The following is a 15,376-nucleotide window of genomic DNA, read 5'->3' as shown; positions in this document are numbered from 1 at the left end:
AACTGGATATGACAGCGGCTATTACACAACTTGAAAAGGCGTTATCGCTGGCGATGACCCTACAACAAAGTGCGCTTACGGCAGGTGCGAGTAATGTGGAAACCGATCGGCAAAATGCGCTCAGCCAGACGCTGAGTCATCTCGCGGAGCCCGGTATTTTGGCATATGGAAAAAGTGGAATTGCGCTGGTTACGCCGGACAGCCTGCAACTTTCCGCCGGGAAAGACCTGATTGCCACAGCGGGCGGGAATGCCAGCGTGAATGTGGTGAAAAAATTCTCGCTGGCCGTAGGGGAAAAACTGTCGCTGTTTGCCCGCAAACTCGGCATCCAGATGATTGCCGGTGCGGGGGATATTACGACGCAGGCGCAGCGGGGCGAAATGCACATGCTGTCGCAGCAGGATTTCACGCTGACGAGCACCGCCGGGAAAATGAACGGCAGTGCCAGAAAGGGAATGCAGTTTGTCTGCGGGGGCGGCGGGATCCGTATCAGCCCGACCGGACTGGTCACCATTTTCTCGCCGACGGGCATTGAGCTCAAAGCGCCGAGCCTGAAATACGACGGTCCGGAAAGTGTGTCGGTACCGACGCCATCCTTTGAGAAAGGCGCCTTTAAACTTCGCTACAAACTGCACGCCGGCGATGATCCGGAGCAAATTCTGGCAAACAAAAAATTCAGGCTGACCAGTGCATCCGGACAGGTGGTGGAAGGCGTGACGGACAGCTGCGGTCGTTCACCCCTGCTCGATGCTGACGACCTCGACAGCTATAAAATGGAGATAATGGAATGACGGAGGCGAAGACAAAACCCTACGCTCCACGGGTGGTATCAGAAGGCGATATTCCGGTACACAAAACCCTGGGCGAAGTCGCCCAGACGCGCAACGTCGGGATACCGCGCCCGATGCCCGGCATTGTGATCCTCGTCCATGGCGTGAACGACGTGGGTGAAGCCTACCAGAACCAGGAGAAAGGTATACTTGCCGGGCTGGGTAAGCGACTTAACCGGCAGGATTTTTACGCCCACGAATGGAAAGACTACAGAATTATCACTCCAGGGCGTTCCCCCATCATCCCGTTTTACTGGGGATATAAACCGGTTACGCATGCTGACTACCGGGCGGACCAGAAGCGCTACCGGGAGGAAGTCGGGAAGCTGAGTGACAAAGCGCATCTTCCCTATGATGCGTACCAGGAAGATAACGAGACGAATAAAAAGTCGCTGGGTAATGACGGAAAAGGGCCGTTTCAGTACCAGAACGATAACTTTAAGAACGCACTTGATAAGAGTTTTGCCAAGGGGGGCGGGACCTTTGCCAACGCGACGACGACGATCCCGGATATGCTGGGGCCCGGCGCCGGTGGCTTCGGCGTTGCCGCTGCGGGATTTGCCTCGCTGCACTTCAATGATGGCGATTTTACCCATCCCATTTATGAAAACCCGCACCGCATTTACCAGTTTTTTGCCGCTCAACGGCTGGCGGATTTGATTATTCAGGTTCGAAGTGAGCCGATTACGGCGAAAGATGTGATTAACGTTGTGGCCCATAGTCAGGGCACGATTATTACTATGCTGGCAAATATGCTGGTGAAACAGGCCGGGTATGCTCCGGTAAACTGTGTGATTCTTAATCACTCACCGTATTCTCTTGAGTCGCGCGTGGCTGAAAATATTCAGCCGGGTTATCAACAGACCGACGATGCCAGACAGCAGACATTTAAAAATTTCTGTCGCCTGATGCATACGCAATGGAAAGGGGGTGGGAAAATGGCAGAGAGCGAATTACAGGCTCTGGAGGCCTCCTGTACCCTGCGTAAACCTTCCGATAATCCGCTGCGAACGGATGACAGATATTGCCGAAGCAACGACGGTAAAGTGTATAACTACTTTTGCCCGAACGATGGCGTCGTGTCGCTGGAGAATGTGCAGGGGTTTGGCTGGCGGGGCATTCCTCAGAATATTGCCAGTGATATACCGAATCTGTTTCAGCGTGTGTTTTACCAGCATGGTGAAGTAGGAAACATCCCTGACGCTAACCCCTTTGAGCTACCACCGCGAAATGAGGGGGATGCAAAATATGCCTTTCTCACGAACGCCAGTTACAGCGCTCGCGATGTGGTAATAAACGGTGAGGAGTTACCGGAACCTTTTATTTTCAAACTCCAGGGGGAGGATAATCACCCGGATAACGATCCTAAAACCAGTGATAAACCGTATACCTATTATGTCGATCCGGACAGCCCGGACGCCTACATTTCCTATTCCGCCAAAGCCAGCGCCATTAAGCGCACGGTAACGACAACCTTTGCTGTGAACCGCTATCAAAATATTGGCTGGCAGCCTGGTCACGTTTTATCTGCTTCAGAGCTTAAAGAAGAGAGTTTTGAACGCAAGCATGAGGTTATTTATGGTGAGGTGTCAGGTTCGCGTGATTTTCAGTTAGTTACCCTTACCTGGAAGAAAACACCGGAAGAACTGCAAGCGGAATGGCAGAAAATTGACCCGGTAGGCTACAGCCAGCACTCCTCTATTGTGATGAGCGAATTTGCGCCATCGCACGCTATGGCGTTTGATTTGGCTATTGGGCAGTGCAAATCATTCGATTATCAGGCGGGGAAATTTTGGGAAGGGTTGTTACATCGTGCGGACTGGCGCGATCCGCAGAACGGTTATGAACCAGCATTAGAATATTATCGAAGCGGAAAATTACCAGAGACACAAACTAAATTTTATATGAACTGGCCTGATGAAGTACTACCGAAAGGCGACTATGGTGTGAAAAATCATTTTAACAATTCTACAACTATAAAACCGTCCCGAGATCTAACCGCAGGAAATCAGGTAATGACAAATCTGCAATGGGATATGCCTAAACCCAAAAGTGAGAGCCAACTAGTTCAAGGATAGAGCATGAAAACATTATTTATAGGACTGGCGATTACTACCATTGTTCTGGCGACGGGCTGCCAGGCGAAAGAGCCACCGACACAGGTTGTTTACCGGTTCGATGATCACCGTTTTCTCGAATTGAAAGGCTGGGGCTGCGAAGGTGAACTCTGGTATACGGATACTCTTCGGGGTATTCATACCAGGCCCGTCAGTCAATTTTATCGGATTTTCACCAAAAAATTTGTTCATCCTTCTGAACGATATATTGCCATACCCACCTGGGATGACCCAGGAACAATGATTTCAAAAGATTATGGTAAAACATGGTCTCCCCAGTTTTTTTCGGTAGGGCCTAATGAGCCCGATGGTACTAACCAACCATCCTATGAGGATATTATTTCTTTCACCGTCGTCAACGATCAGGGCTTTTTACTAACCAAACACCGGCTGTATATGTCATCAAAGCCATTTGAAGACCCGCGCATTCTGCCCGGCGGGCCGGGGATTGCCTATACCGTGGATGACGGAATGGGAAATAAAGTAAGCGATACGCTGGACCCCCGTTTCCCTGGCTGGGCCTGGGGAATGGTCTATATGACTAAGCAGGGGCTTAAGCACAGCACACAGCAATTTAAGGCTAACTGGCAAGATTTACCCGACAGCGTACCCGACGTGAAAGGCTATACCGGCTGGGATTATATGCGCTGTGATATGGATGCGGGGCGATAACTGATGAAAGGATTATGTACCGTTCTCGCAGCGACGTCCGTTGTGCTGGCGACCGGATGCCAGGCCAAAGAACCGCCCACACAGGTTGTTTATCGGTTCGATGAACATCGTTATCTCGAACTGAAAGGGTGGGATTGCGAAGGTGAACTCTGGTTTAGCGATACTAAGAAAGGTATCCATTCACAAATTGCCAGTCAGTTTTATCGAATCTTTACCAAAAAATTCGTGCATCCTTCAGAGCACTATCTTGCAATTCCGTGGTGGGGAAATGTTACTGGTGGTTTTTCAGTATCAAAAGACTATGGGAAAACGTGGGAAAGAGGTGGTGCATCTATGTCACCAGGGAGCAATGAACCTGATGGAAGTAACGCTCCTTATTATGATGATGTCATATCTTTCACTGTCGTCAACGATCAGGGCTTTTTACTGACCAAACACCGGCTTTATATGTCATCAAAGCCATTTGAAGACCCGCGCATTCTGCCCGGCGGGCCGGGGATTGCCTATACCGTGGATGACGGAATGGGAAACAAAGTCAGCGGGAAGCTGGAACCCGGTTCTTCTGGTCCTGCTTGGGGGCTGGATTACATCACCAAAGAAGGTCTGCACGAAGATATAGCTCAATTTAAGACAAACTATCAGGACCTACCCGACAGTGTACCCGACGTGAAAGGCTATACCGGCTGGGATCATATGCGCTGTGATATGGATGCGGGGCGATAACTGATGAAAGGATTATGTACCGTTCTCGCAGCGACGTCCGTTGTGCTGGCAACCGGATGCCTGGCGAAAGAACCGCCGACGCAGGTAGTTTATCGGTTTGATGATCATCGCTACCTTGAGTTGAAAGGCTGGGGCTGTGAAGGTGAACTCTGGTATACGGATACGAAGCGAGGCATTCACACCGAACCCGTTAGTCAGTTTTATCGACTCTTTACCCGTAAATTTATTCACCCATCAGAGCGATATATTGCTCTGACGGGATGGGGAGTGAGTGGATTCATAGTATCTAAGGACTATGGGAAAACGTGGCACTCCGTAGCGTTCTCACCAAATCATAATGAACCTAATGGTGATGACTACGCGCCGTATGAGGATATTATTTCTTTCACCGTCGTCAACGACCAGGGTTTTTTACAGACCAAACACCGGCTGTATATGTCGTCAAAACCGTTTGAAGACCCGCGGATTCTGCCCGGTGGGCCGGGGATTACCTATACCGTGGATGACGGAATGGGAAATAAAGTCAGCGGGAAGCTGGACCCCCGTTTCCCTGGCTGGGCCTGGGGAATGGTCTATATGACTAAGCAGGGGCTTAAGCACAGCACGCAGCAATTTAAAGCTAACTGGCAAGATTTACCCGACAGCGTACCCGAAGTGAAGGGGTACACCGGCTGGGATCATATGCGCTGTGATATGGATGCGGGACGATAACTGATGAAAGGATTATGTACCGTTCTCGCAGCGACGTCCGTTGTGCTGGCGACCGGATGCCAGGCTAAAGAACCGCCCACACAGGTTGTTTACCGGTTCGATGATCACCGTTTTCTCGAATTGAAAGGCTGGGATTGCGAAGGTGAACTCTGGTTTAGCGATACTAAGAAAAGTATCCATTCACAAATTGCCAGTCACTTTTATCGAATCTTTACCAAAAAATTCGTGCATCCTTCAGAGCACTATCTTGCAATTCCGTGGTGGGGAAATGTTACTGGTGGTTTTTCAGTATCAAAAGACTATGGGAAAACGTGGGAAAGAGGTGGTGCATCTATGTCACCAGGGAGCAATGAACCTGATGGAAGTAACGCTCCTTATTATGATGATGTCATATCTTTCACCGTCGTCAACGATCAGGGTTTTTTACAGACCACACACCGGCTGTATATGTCGTCAAAACCATTTGAAGACCCGCGCATTCTGCCCGGCGGGCCGGGGATTGCCTATACCGTGGATGACGGAATGGGAAATAAAGTAAGCGATACGCTGGACCCCCGTTCCCCTGGCTGGGCGTGGGGAATGGTCTACATGACTAAGCAGGGGCTCGAGGGCAGCACGCAGCAACTTAAGGCTAACTGGCAAGATTTACCCGACAGCGTACCCGACGTGAAAGGCTATACCGGCTGGGAGCACATGCAATGCAACATGGATGCGGGAAAATAGGGAGATAAAGCGATGAAAGGCGTCATTAGGTTAAACCCTCCGCTGATAAGCGGAGGAAAAGTCACTAAGGCCTCCGGGGCAGACTTTATGGGGCAGCCCGTGGCCTTAAAAGATGATCTTGCGCAGTGTCCGCTCCATAAAGGGACGTTCGCAATCACTGAATGTCACCCAACCTGGACCATGCATGGCCGTGGGGTTGTGGTAGATGGCTGTCGCGCGGCGTGTGGATGTGAAATCAAAAGTACCTTACCTGTGGCGGGAGCTTCGTAATGCGCGCGTGGTGGTTATACAAACAACAGCCAGAGCCGGATTCCACTGTGCCAGTCGTCATGATTGTTTTCCTCTATGTGATAGCCGTCGCAATGGGCCTCGCGATCCGGGCTCTCACCTGGCCTGAACAGGAACACGTTACGGCTCTCTTTTTTGTGCCTTCAGTTATTCTGCCCATCTGTGTTGTATCGTTGCTAGTTTTTACAAGTTTCATATTTCATGACGCCAACATTCATTATGCTGAAACCCGAAAATTCATAGCAAAAGAGCAGGAGATTAATTTAAAGGCGTATGCGCGAAAAAATATCGCTATCGCAGCATGGTCTGCAATCACCCCCCTGGAGGAACCCGCGCTGAATATGTTGAAACTGGAAGGCGAATTTCCGCTGGCACCGAAAACGCCGGTTAATATTCAGCTGGAAGATCGCTTCGACCAGACCAGGAATGAACAGATGTTTTACCGCTTACTGGACCCGATGGCAGAAAAATTGAAGGACTATAACTACCGTATTTTTGAAACTGTTGTCTGGGTTCACGGAGGGAGTGGATCCTGCATTGATGAACTGAGGCGCACTCTGGAGCGGTTGGGTATTGAAACGGCAAGCACGTGTAAAATTGAGTACAGCACAGAATGTCCTGACTACGCGATCGTTAGCCAATGGATGAACTTATCTGATTACAGAGTTGAAAACCGGTTGATTGTTATCGTTGATTTACATGAAGAAAGCGGCGAATCAAAGAGCATGGAAAATGCATGTGCATTCCTGCTGACCAGTCATTATGTCCGGGAGGAGGGCGAAAAACCGGTATATTTATATCAGCCTATGTCTGACGTGACCGATGTAGAGGACAAAATGGCGGTCTTCCTTGAGACGGGTTCGGTACTTACGCCGAAAAATCTCTGGTATACCGGGCTCTCCCGTATTGAAAAATATCCATTAATGCAGGCACTGGATAAAAAAGCGCTCACGGTGGAACGGCTGGATATCGATGCCTCTCTGGGCGCAAAGAGTGCCGGGTATCGGTGGCTGGCTCTGGCATTTGCGGCGGATGCGGTCAAATATGCCCAGGGGGAGCAACTGGCAGCTTATTCAGACAAAAACAAATTTTGTATTACTTCGCTTTCCTCCATGGAGACAGCTATCCCAAAAAAACTTACCTGGTGTAACTGGAGTAATCCCCTTTATCCTGCGGGGATGGCGGCTTTATTCTGCGTGTTATCCCTCATTGCCTATCGTATCAGTTTCCTGGCGCAAAACGATCCGCCAGCAATCTGGGAACTGATTGCGAGCATCATCATTCCCTTCGTTATTTTTATTGGCCTCGGTATTTTTGTTTTCATCTCGAAAACGAATGAAGCCTACGAGGACATGGAATACGAATGGAAGCGATAGAAACGGAACAATGTTAATCATGTAATGTGGCTGGTCGCTTAGTTGACCAGCCTTTAGTTATTTACCCTGTCACTTTTACCGCAGTGGCCGCTATTTTCGCTCTCGCGACGGCTTCGTCCACGTTTTCCCCGGTTGCTAATGCCACGCCCAGACGACGGCTTCCGTCGATCTCCGGTTTGCCGAACAGTCTGACCTGTAAGCCTGCACCAACCGCACCTTCGATGTTATCAAAGGTGACATTCTGGCTGGTCAGCTGCGGCAGGATCACCGCCGAGGCTGCCGGGCCGTACTGACGGATGCCGCCAACCGGCAGGCCGAGGAAAGCGCGCACGTGCAGCGCGAACTCGGAGAGATCCTGTGAAATCAGCGTAACCATCCCGGTATCGTGCGGGCGAGGGGAGACTTCGCTGAAGATCACCTCGTCGCCGCAAACAAACAATTCCACGCCGAACAGGCCGTAGCCGCCCAGCGCCAGCACCGTCTTGCGGGCGATCTCCTGCGCGCGTGCCAGCGCCAGCGCGCTCATCTGCTGCGGCTGCCAGGATTCTCGATAATCGCCGTCTTCCTGACGATGACCAATCGGGTCGCAGAAATAAACGCCGTCCACGGCACTGACGGTAAGCAGGGTAATTTCGAAATCAAACTTCACCACGCCTTCCACGATGACGCGCCCGGCACCGGCACGACCGCCCTGCTGGGCATAGTCCCAGGCCTGGTCCAGCGTGCTGCTGTCGCGGATAAAGCTCTGCCCTTTGCCGGAGGAGCTCATTACCGGCTTAATGATGCACGGGTAGCCAATCTCTTCGACGGCCTGGAGAAACGCAGCTTTATCCCCGGCAAAACGGTAGCTGGAGGTCGGGAGCTGTAATTCTTCTGCCGCCAGGCGACGAATGCCTTCCCGGTTCATGGTCAGTTTTGCCGCAGTGGCGCAAGGCACTACGCGCTGGCCTTCCTGCTCAAGGGCAACCAGCATCTCAGTGGCAATGGCCTCAATTTCAGGCACCACGAAATCCGGTTTTTCCTCGGCAATTAACGCCCGCAGCGCATTGCCGTCAAGCATATCGATGACGTACGAGCGATGCGCAACGTGCATGGCAGGGGCGTTCGCGTAACGGTCCACCGCAATCACTTCCACACCCAAACGCTGGCATTCAATGGCCACTTCTTTACCCAGTTCACCCGATCCCAACAGCATGACGCGCGTCGCGGCGGGACGCAGCGCGGTTCCTAAACGAGTCATAAAAATCCCCCTGAAAAAGATGCGGGCAGTATAAACGAAAACGTTTGCGTCTGTCTTGTATGGGGATATCCGGACAGCGGTGAAATTTGCGCTTCTTTAGCACTGACAGACATTTCCTGACACCCGCTCGCTTAGGCTGTGAAGGTTACGCACTGTTACGTGAGGAAAAATATGTCAGGCTGGATGAATCAACTGCAATCCCTGTTGGGACAAAAAGGCTCGTCGTCGGGCGAGCAGGGTCTGAGCAAGCTGCTGGTGCCGGGTGCGCTCGGCGGGCTGGCCGGTTTGCTGGTTGCCAATAAATCATCGCGGAAACTGCTTACCAAATACGGTACCGGCGCGCTGCTGGCGGGCGGAGGGGCTATTGCAGGTTCCGTCTTATGGAGCAAATACAAAGATAAGGTGCGCAACGCGCATCAGGATGAACCGCAGTACGGGAAGCAGGTATCGCCGTTAGATTTACGCACCGAGCGGCTGATCCTCGCTCTGGTCTTTGCGGCCAAGAGTGACGGGCATATTGATGCCAGTGAACGTGCCGCAATTGAACAGCAGATGCGGGAAGCGGGCGTTGAGGAGCAGGGCAGGGCGCTGGTGGCGCAGGCCATTGAACAGCCGCTCGATCCGCAGCGTCTGGCGCAAGGCGTGAAAAACGAAGAAGAGGCGCTGGAACTCTATTTTCTGAGCTGTGCCGCCATCGATATCGATCACTTTATGGAGCGCAGCTACCTGAACGCCCTGGGCGATGCGCTGAAGATCCCCCAGGACGTTCGCGAGGGAATTGAGCAGGATATTCAGCAGCAGAAGCAGACCCTCGCGGGCTAGAAGGCCATGTTTCGCTTGCATCATACGCGTGTTTTGCCAACCTTATAGGATGTAAAACGAAAAAGTAAGAATGCCATGCCTCCAAAAGCCCGACGTACTCCTTATGCGATCACCACGCATGGCGATACGCGTATCGATAACTACTACTGGCTGCGGGACGATTCTCGTTCCCGGCCAGAGGTGCTCGACTATCTGCACGAGGAAAACGACTATGGCCGCCAGGTCATGGCCAGCCAGCAGGCGCTTCAGGATCAGCTCCTGAACGAAATGGTGCAGCGTATCCCCCAGCGTGATGTCTCTGCCCCGTGGTGCAAAAACGGTTATCGCTATCGCCATATTTATGAGCCGGGAAACGAATATCCCATCTACCAGCGCCAGTCTGTGCTGAGCGCCGAGTGGGACGAATGGGAGATCCTGCTGGATGCCAACAAACGTGCTGCCCACAGTGAGTTTTATACGCTGGGCGGCATGTCCATTTCCCCCGATAACGCCATTATGGCGCTGGCTGAGGATTACCTCTCCCGCCGCCAGTACGGTTTGCGTTTCCGCAATCTTGAAACGGGAAACTGGTATCCCGAAATGCTGGATAATGTCTCCCCCGATTTCGTCTGGGGTAACGATTCAGAAACGGTCTACTACGTTAAAAAGCATGCCTCAACGCTGCTGCCTTATCAGGTCTGGCGTCATACGGTGGGGACCGATTCCGCCGACGATGAACTGGTATATGAGGAAAAAGACGAGACGTTCTATGTCAGCCTGCATAAAACGTCATCTCGCCACTACGTGATCATTTTCCTCTCCAGCGCCACCACCTCAGAAGTGCTGCTGCTGGATGCAGAGCTGCCGGATGCGCAGCCGCTGTGCTTCCTGCCGCGCCGTAAAGATCATGAGTACAGCCTGGATCACTTCCAGCACAGCTTTTACCTGCGTTCGAACCGCGAGGGCAAAAACTTTGGCCTTTATAAAACCAAAGTGCGCGATGAACGCAAATGGGAAGTGTTAATTCCCGCGCGCGATCAGGTGATGCTGGAGGGGTTCACCCTGTTTACCGACTGGCTGGTGGTGGAAGAGCGTCAGCGCGGACTGACCAGTATCCGCCAAATCAACCGCAAAACCCGCGAAGTGGTGGGCATTGCGTTCGATGACCCGGCTTACGTAACGTGGATCGGCTTTAACCCGGAACCGGAATCGTCCCGCCTGCGGTACGGCTATTCGTCGATGACCACCCCGGATACGTTGTTTGAACTGGATATGGACACCGGGCAGCGTCAGGTGATTAAACAGGCTGAGGTCCGGGGTTTTGAGTCGGAAAATTATCGCAGTGAGCACCTGTGGGTGACCGCACGCGACGGCGTTGAAGTCCCTGTATCGCTCGTCTATCACAAGGCGCACTTCAACAAAGGTAAAAACCCCATCCTCGTCTATGGCTATGGCTCCTATGGATCAAGCATGGACGCCGATTTCAGCAGCAGCAGGCTGAGCCTGCTCGACCGCGGTTTTGTTTATGCGATTGCCCATATTCGCGGGGGCGGCGAACTGGGTCAGCACTGGTATGAAGACGGAAAATTTCTCAAAAAGAAAAATACCTTTAACGACTACCTTGATGTCTGCGATGCGCTGATCGCGCAGGGTTATGGCGATCCGCAGCTCTGCTTTGGCATGGGGGGCAGCGCCGGGGGCATGCTAATGGGCGCCGTCATCAACCAGCGGCCTGAACTGTTTAAAGGCGTTATCGCCCAGGTGCCGTTTGTGGACGTGGTGACGACCATGCTGGATGAGTCCATTCCACTGACCACCGGGGAGTTTGAGGAGTGGGGGAATCCGCAGGATGAAACCTATTATCGCTACATGAAAGAGTACAGCCCGTACGATAACGTCGAGGCGAAAGCCTATCCGCATATGCTGGTGACCACCGGCCTGCACGATTCCCAGGTGCAGTACTGGGAGCCCGCGAAATGGGTGGCGAAGCTGCGTGAGCTGAAAACTGACGATAATCTGCTGCTGCTGTGTACCGATATGGACTCAGGGCACGGAGGGAAATCAGGGCGATTTAAATCCTATGAAGGGGTGGCGCTGGAGTACGCCTTTTTGATTGGCCTGGCGCAGGATACGCTGCCAGGCCGGGCGGGGACTCAGGCTTCGCCTAAATAATGCTTCAGCGTCAGGCGCAGTTCCGGGCTCATTCTGTCGAGGTTGTTGTACAGCCAGCGCAGATAACCCGGATCTTTGTCCGCCACTTCCGATACTGGCTTCCCGCGATATTTACCGAACGTAAAGGTAGTCAGTAGCGCGGGGCGCCCGGTAATGGTCGCCATATCGTCTGGCGTCCAGCCGGAAGTATTCATGATATCAATCAGGAGCGCTGCGGTGATGTAGCAGTCATAAAGGGCACGGTGATGATGCAGCCCTTCCGGCGTCCGCACGCTGAGTTTGCGCGACTTATACAGCGCCATATTGCTGTATTTGATCCCAGGCCACAGACGGCGCGCCAGCTTCATGGTGCAAATCCATTCGCCGGGCATCTCCGGCAGCACGCGGCGGTCAAAGCTGGCGTTATGGGCGACATACCACTGGCTACCGTGGTAAAGAGGGATGATCTCTTCAATCCACGGCTTATCCGCCACCATCGATTCCGTAATGCGATGTATAGCCATCGCCTGCGCACTGATGGGACGATCCGGGCGCACCAGATGGCTCATTGGGTTGACTATCTTTCCGTCAATCACGTCGACAGAAGCGACTTCCACAATTCCACCCTGCAAATCACAGGTTTCGGTATCGATAACGCGCAGCATTGATCGCTCCTGATCCTAAAATGCCTAGCCTAATGGAATGATATCGCCTTGCCAACCCTGTTGGCCTAAAGAACCGGTTAGCAGCAGTTCTCCCTTATCGGCACGTACAATCAGCTGACCTTTTTCATCCCATAACGCGCTACCGCCGCGCGCGTTCGCCATTATTACCGCGATGGCGTACTTGTGCGCGAAGCGTTGTAACGAACCGATCGATTGTCGCCAGCGGTGCTCGCCCACTGCCAGGCTGCTGGTGAACAGCGTTGCCTCCGGGTCCAGTTCCGGGGCGTCAGCCTGGTTATCCACGATGGTTAACCTTTTATCGCCAGGAATAACACCCGCACCGTTGCCCTGCGGATAACGCCGGATGGTCGACAGGTTAGGGGTGAAAAGCGCGAGTCCTTTCTGGCGCTGGCCGTGTTGCTGGAGCGTAATACCAGCAATCACCGTGATGAAACGTGACTGGGCGGCGTGAAGGAGGGGGGCAAGCTGCAAATCGTCAGGAGGTGGGGGTAAGGATGTTCCGCCTGGGCCGGTAAGCGAAAGCTCCGGAAAGACGATCAAATCGCACCCATGCCAGGCAGCTTCGGCAATAAAGTGCAGGTGATGTTTTACGTGCTCATCAACACAGTTGTGCCGCGGGGCATACTGAGCCGCGGCAATATTCCATCGTGACATCGTGACTTCCTTATACACTAAGTCGCTGGGATTTTAAGATTACACCTAAATTTATCAGGGTTTTCTTATCCTGCCACATAACGCGTAAGGAAGTGTAACGAGACGTTAAGCTTATTTAACTTTAGGTTCGTACGGCAGGCGCGAGAGATTGACGGAGGCGAGGCGATGCGCAATGAGACGTTCGCGAAACCAGTCGCGCAGATGTGCGGGTTGTTCACGCTCTACCACTTCAGCTACGACGGGCATGTTGTAACGCTCTTTGAATGCGACACCCGCGGCGGCGAGATCGACATTCACTTTGTCCATCTCGTCCTGAGGAAGGGCGGCCAGGTTAACGTTCATTTCCTTCTCCTTTTTCTGCGGCGGCAACGTTACCGCGATTGTTCAACGATGACAAGGGAGCAAAGGATGTTCCTCGACTCGTTAATTATACAGAGTTATTCTTTAGCATTCAGGCATAACGAAAAGGAATGATTGTGATGCACTTTACCCCTTCCCGCGTCGCGTGCGCGCTGGCATTTCTGCTCTCTTCAGCAACCGCGACCTCAGCTCTGGCCCATGCGCATCTTAAGCAGCAATCCCCGCAGGAAAATACCGTTGCGGTGGCACCAGAGGTCATTACCCTGAACTTCTCGGAAGGCATTGAGCCTGCCTTCAGCGGCGTGGTGGTGACGGACGCGCAGCAGCACAAGATCCAGACCGGCGCGGTGAAGCGTGACGAGAAGGATAACGCAAAGCTGATTGTTCCTCTTGAGAAACCGTTGCCGACCGGCACCTACACGGTGGACTGGCACGTGGTCTCCGTGGACGGCCACAAAACCAAGGGCAGCTATCACTTTAGTGTGAAATAGTATGCTGGCCCTGAGCTACGTCGCGTTACGCTTTATCCATTTTGCTGCGCTGATGCTGCTTTTCGGCAACGCGCTTTACAGCGTCTGGTTTGCACCGTCTTCGTTGCAGCGCCTCATGACCCGGCGTTTCCAGCGGCAGCAGAAACTCGCGGCCTTAATCAGCCTGATGGCGGCTCTGCTGATGTTTGGCCTGCAAAGTGGGTTGATGGGCAACGGCTGGGGCGATGTCATTCGTCCGGCGGTCTGGCGCAGCGTGCTGGGAACGCAATTTGGCGGCGTCTGGTTGTGGCAAATGGTGCTGGCCGCTGTGACGGCGGGCGCTGCATGGCTTACCCCGCAAAAAGGCTCACGGCTGTTACTGCTCGTGATGGGGCAGCTGGTGCTGTTGGCGGGCGTGGGACATGCCGCGATGAACGGTGGCGCACCGGGAGCATTGCATCGTCTCAACCATGCGCTTCATCTGCTCTGCGCCGCGACCTGGGTGGGTGGTTTACTGCCGCTGCTGTTTTGTATGCGTCTGGCGAAAGGCCGCTGGCAGCCAGCCGCTATCTTTACCATGATGCGCTTCTCCCGCGTGGGGCATTACGCCGTGGCAGGCGTGCTGCTGACCGGGATAATCAATACGCTCTTTATTGTTGGCATAAACGTGCCGTGGCATGCGCCTTATGTCCAGCTGTTGTTGTTCAAATGTGCGCTGGTCATGATGATGGTGGCAATTGCGCTGGCGAATCGGTATTTTCTTGTGCCACGCTTTCGCCCGGAGGCCGGGCGGGAACAACAGATTTTTATCAGGATGACACAGGCAGAGGTGGTGCTGGGCGCGCTGGTACTGGCGGCCGTCAGCCTGTTCGCGACCTGGGAACCCTTCTGACAAGGTTAAATAACATATGAAAAAGACACTGCTTTCTCTTTTACTTCTCACCTGTGCCAGCAGTGCGCTGGCCGCGCCGCAGGTCATCACCGTCAGCCGGTTTGAAGTGGGCAAGGACAACTGGGCATTTAATCGTGAAGAGGTCATGCTCACCTGCCGTCCCGGTAACGCGCTGTATGTCATCAATCCCAGTACGCTCGTGCAGTATCCGTTAAATGACGTAGCGGAGCAGCAGGTGGCCAGCGGGAAAAGTAACGGACAGCCTGTCAGCGTGATCCAGGTGGATGACCCGGCAAACCCCGGGCAGAAGAAAAGTCTGGCACCGTTTATTGAGCGCGCTGAAAAGCTCTGCTAGCCGTCAGGTTTCCAGTAAAAAAAAACCGCAGGTGCTTGTAAAAGCTCTGCGGTTTTTCACATTTAGTGATGTTCTGACGCTTTTTTTCAGACCACTTTTACTGTGGACTGGAAAACCTGACGTCGTCATCTATTCTTAAAGGGCAAGGCGATTGAGCCTGCATTAATGCCAACTTTTAGCGCACGGCTCTCTCCCAAGAGCCATTTCCCTGGACCGAATACAGGAATCGTATTCGGTCTCTTTTTATCCGCATGAAAATAAACGATAAAATCCGGTTTTCGTCTCAGCAGAAGGTTCACTTCCTGTGCGCCTGCCTCAAACATACCA

Annotated in this window: 18 protein-coding genes; 13 read left to right on the top strand and 5 right to left on the bottom strand. The window is 52.9% G+C overall.

The genetic code is table 11. From position 1 onward, the window contains the following. Positions 1–8 precede the first annotated feature (8 nt). The 8 genes from ACOTYB_RS11290 to ACOTYB_RS11255 are packed head-to-tail and all read left to right on the top strand — an operon-like array spanning position 9 to position 7,440. Positions 9–791 carry a DUF2345 domain-containing protein gene (locus ACOTYB_RS11290; protein WP_317578221.1) on the top strand — a complete coding sequence of 261 codons (783 nt, stop codon included), beginning with the start codon at positions 9–11 and terminating at the stop codon, positions 789–791. After that, on the top strand, positions 788–2,908 hold the full coding sequence (locus ACOTYB_RS11285) for a T6SS effector phospholipase Tle3 domain-containing protein (RefSeq protein ID WP_023314346.1): 2,121 nt from the start codon (positions 788–790) through the stop codon (positions 2,906–2,908). Before ACOTYB_RS11290 ends, ACOTYB_RS11285 begins: the two co-directional genes overlap by 4 nt. Positions 2,909–2,911: 3 nt before the next feature. Next, on the top strand, positions 2,912–3,619 hold the full coding sequence (locus ACOTYB_RS11280; RefSeq protein ID WP_220153155.1) for a T6SS immunity protein Tli3 family protein: 708 nt from the start codon (positions 2,912–2,914) through the stop codon (positions 3,617–3,619). Between the two features lie 3 nt (positions 3,620–3,622). Next, the gene (locus ACOTYB_RS11275; protein WP_129329620.1) at positions 3,623–4,342 is read left to right on the top strand and encodes a T6SS immunity protein Tli3 family protein; all 720 of its coding nucleotides are present in this window, start codon (positions 3,623–3,625) and stop codon (positions 4,340–4,342) included. Positions 4,343–4,345: 3 nt separating this feature from the next. Further along, positions 4,346–5,053, top strand: coding sequence for a T6SS immunity protein Tli3 family protein (locus ACOTYB_RS11270; RefSeq protein ID WP_220153154.1), 708 nt, complete (start codon positions 4,346–4,348; stop codon positions 5,051–5,053). Between the two features lie 3 nt (positions 5,054–5,056). Continuing rightward, positions 5,057–5,776, top strand: a complete 720-nt coding sequence (locus ACOTYB_RS11265) for a T6SS immunity protein Tli3 family protein (protein WP_421765812.1) — start codon at positions 5,057–5,059, stop codon at positions 5,774–5,776. Between the two features lie 12 nt (positions 5,777–5,788). Beyond that, a complete protein-coding gene (locus ACOTYB_RS11260; protein WP_220153153.1) occupies positions 5,789–6,046 on the top strand; it encodes a PAAR domain-containing protein in 258 nt (85 codons plus the stop codon). Further along, positions 6,046–7,440, top strand: coding sequence for a hypothetical protein (locus ACOTYB_RS11255; protein WP_220153152.1), 1,395 nt, complete (start codon positions 6,046–6,048; stop codon positions 7,438–7,440). The genes ACOTYB_RS11260 and ACOTYB_RS11255 overlap by 1 nt, the downstream gene beginning before the upstream one ends. A gap of 61 nt (positions 7,441–7,501) precedes the next feature. On the opposite strand, the gene purT is transcribed toward ACOTYB_RS11255, so the two are convergent. Further along, the gene (purT, locus tag ACOTYB_RS11250) at positions 7,502–8,680 is read right to left on the bottom strand and encodes a formate-dependent phosphoribosylglycinamide formyltransferase (RefSeq protein ID WP_220153151.1); all 1,179 of its coding nucleotides are present in this window, start codon (positions 8,678–8,680) and stop codon (positions 7,502–7,504) included. A 171-nt stretch (positions 8,681–8,851) separates the two neighbouring features. Between purT and ACOTYB_RS11245 the strand changes: the two genes are divergently transcribed. Together ACOTYB_RS11245 and ptrB are read left to right on the top strand one after the other, a co-directional pair. Continuing rightward, positions 8,852–9,502: a tellurite resistance TerB family protein gene (locus tag ACOTYB_RS11245; protein ID WP_023314340.1), complete on the top strand. Its 651-nt coding sequence runs from the start codon at positions 8,852–8,854 to the stop codon at positions 9,500–9,502. A 75-nt stretch (positions 9,503–9,577) separates the two neighbouring features. After that, positions 9,578–11,653: an oligopeptidase B gene (gene ptrB / locus ACOTYB_RS11240; protein WP_045343596.1), complete on the top strand. Its 2,076-nt coding sequence runs from the start codon at positions 9,578–9,580 to the stop codon at positions 11,651–11,653. Here ptrB and exoX read toward each other — a convergent pair. The 3 genes from exoX to ACOTYB_RS11225 all read right to left on the bottom strand — a co-directional run bounded on the left by exoX (position 11,635) and on the right by ACOTYB_RS11225 (position 13,314). Further along, a complete protein-coding gene (exoX, locus tag ACOTYB_RS11235; RefSeq protein WP_015570288.1) occupies positions 11,635–12,297 on the bottom strand; it encodes an exodeoxyribonuclease X in 663 nt (220 codons plus the stop codon). The genes ptrB and exoX overlap by 19 nt on opposite strands. 24 nt (positions 12,298–12,321) lie before the next feature. Continuing rightward, positions 12,322–12,972 carry a carbon-nitrogen hydrolase family protein gene (locus ACOTYB_RS11230; protein WP_220153150.1) on the bottom strand — a complete coding sequence of 217 codons (651 nt, stop codon included), beginning with the start codon at positions 12,970–12,972 and terminating at the stop codon, positions 12,322–12,324. A gap of 111 nt (positions 12,973–13,083) precedes the next feature. Further along, positions 13,084–13,314: a DNA polymerase III subunit theta gene (locus ACOTYB_RS11225; RefSeq protein WP_003859784.1), complete on the bottom strand. Its 231-nt coding sequence runs from the start codon at positions 13,312–13,314 to the stop codon at positions 13,084–13,086. A gap of 137 nt (positions 13,315–13,451) precedes the next feature. Here ACOTYB_RS11225 and yobA point away from each other — a divergent pair, with 137 nt between their 5' ends. From yobA to ACOTYB_RS11210, 3 genes are read left to right on the top strand one after another with little or no spacing between them, the layout of a single operon-like run. After that, complete coding sequence (gene yobA, locus ACOTYB_RS11220) at positions 13,452–13,823, top strand: CopC domain-containing protein YobA (RefSeq protein WP_045329847.1); 372 nt, start codon at positions 13,452–13,454, stop codon at positions 13,821–13,823. Position 13,824: 1 nt separating this feature from the next. Continuing rightward, on the top strand, positions 13,825–14,694 hold the full coding sequence (gene copD / locus ACOTYB_RS11215) for a copper homeostasis membrane protein CopD (protein WP_045329843.1): 870 nt from the start codon (positions 13,825–13,827) through the stop codon (positions 14,692–14,694). Between the two features lie 16 nt (positions 14,695–14,710). Continuing rightward, positions 14,711–15,049: a YebY family protein gene (locus tag ACOTYB_RS11210; protein ID WP_003859787.1), complete on the top strand. Its 339-nt coding sequence runs from the start codon at positions 14,711–14,713 to the stop codon at positions 15,047–15,049. A gap of 125 nt (positions 15,050–15,174) precedes the next feature. Here ACOTYB_RS11210 and ACOTYB_RS11205 read toward each other — a convergent pair whose 3' ends face one another. Next, positions 15,175–15,372 (bottom strand): hypothetical protein, encoded by a 198-nt coding sequence (locus ACOTYB_RS11205; protein WP_032609507.1) that lies wholly within the window; start codon positions 15,370–15,372, stop codon positions 15,175–15,177. Positions 15,373–15,376 lie beyond the last annotated feature (4 nt).

The organism is Enterobacter cloacae complex sp. IR5450 (assembly GCF_049238665.1).
Taxonomy (GTDB): Bacteria; Pseudomonadota; Gammaproteobacteria; order Enterobacterales; family Enterobacteriaceae; genus Enterobacter; species Enterobacter hormaechei_C.
The sequence above is the reverse complement of the archived record's forward strand: the minus strand, read 5'-3'. Positions and strand labels throughout refer to the sequence as shown.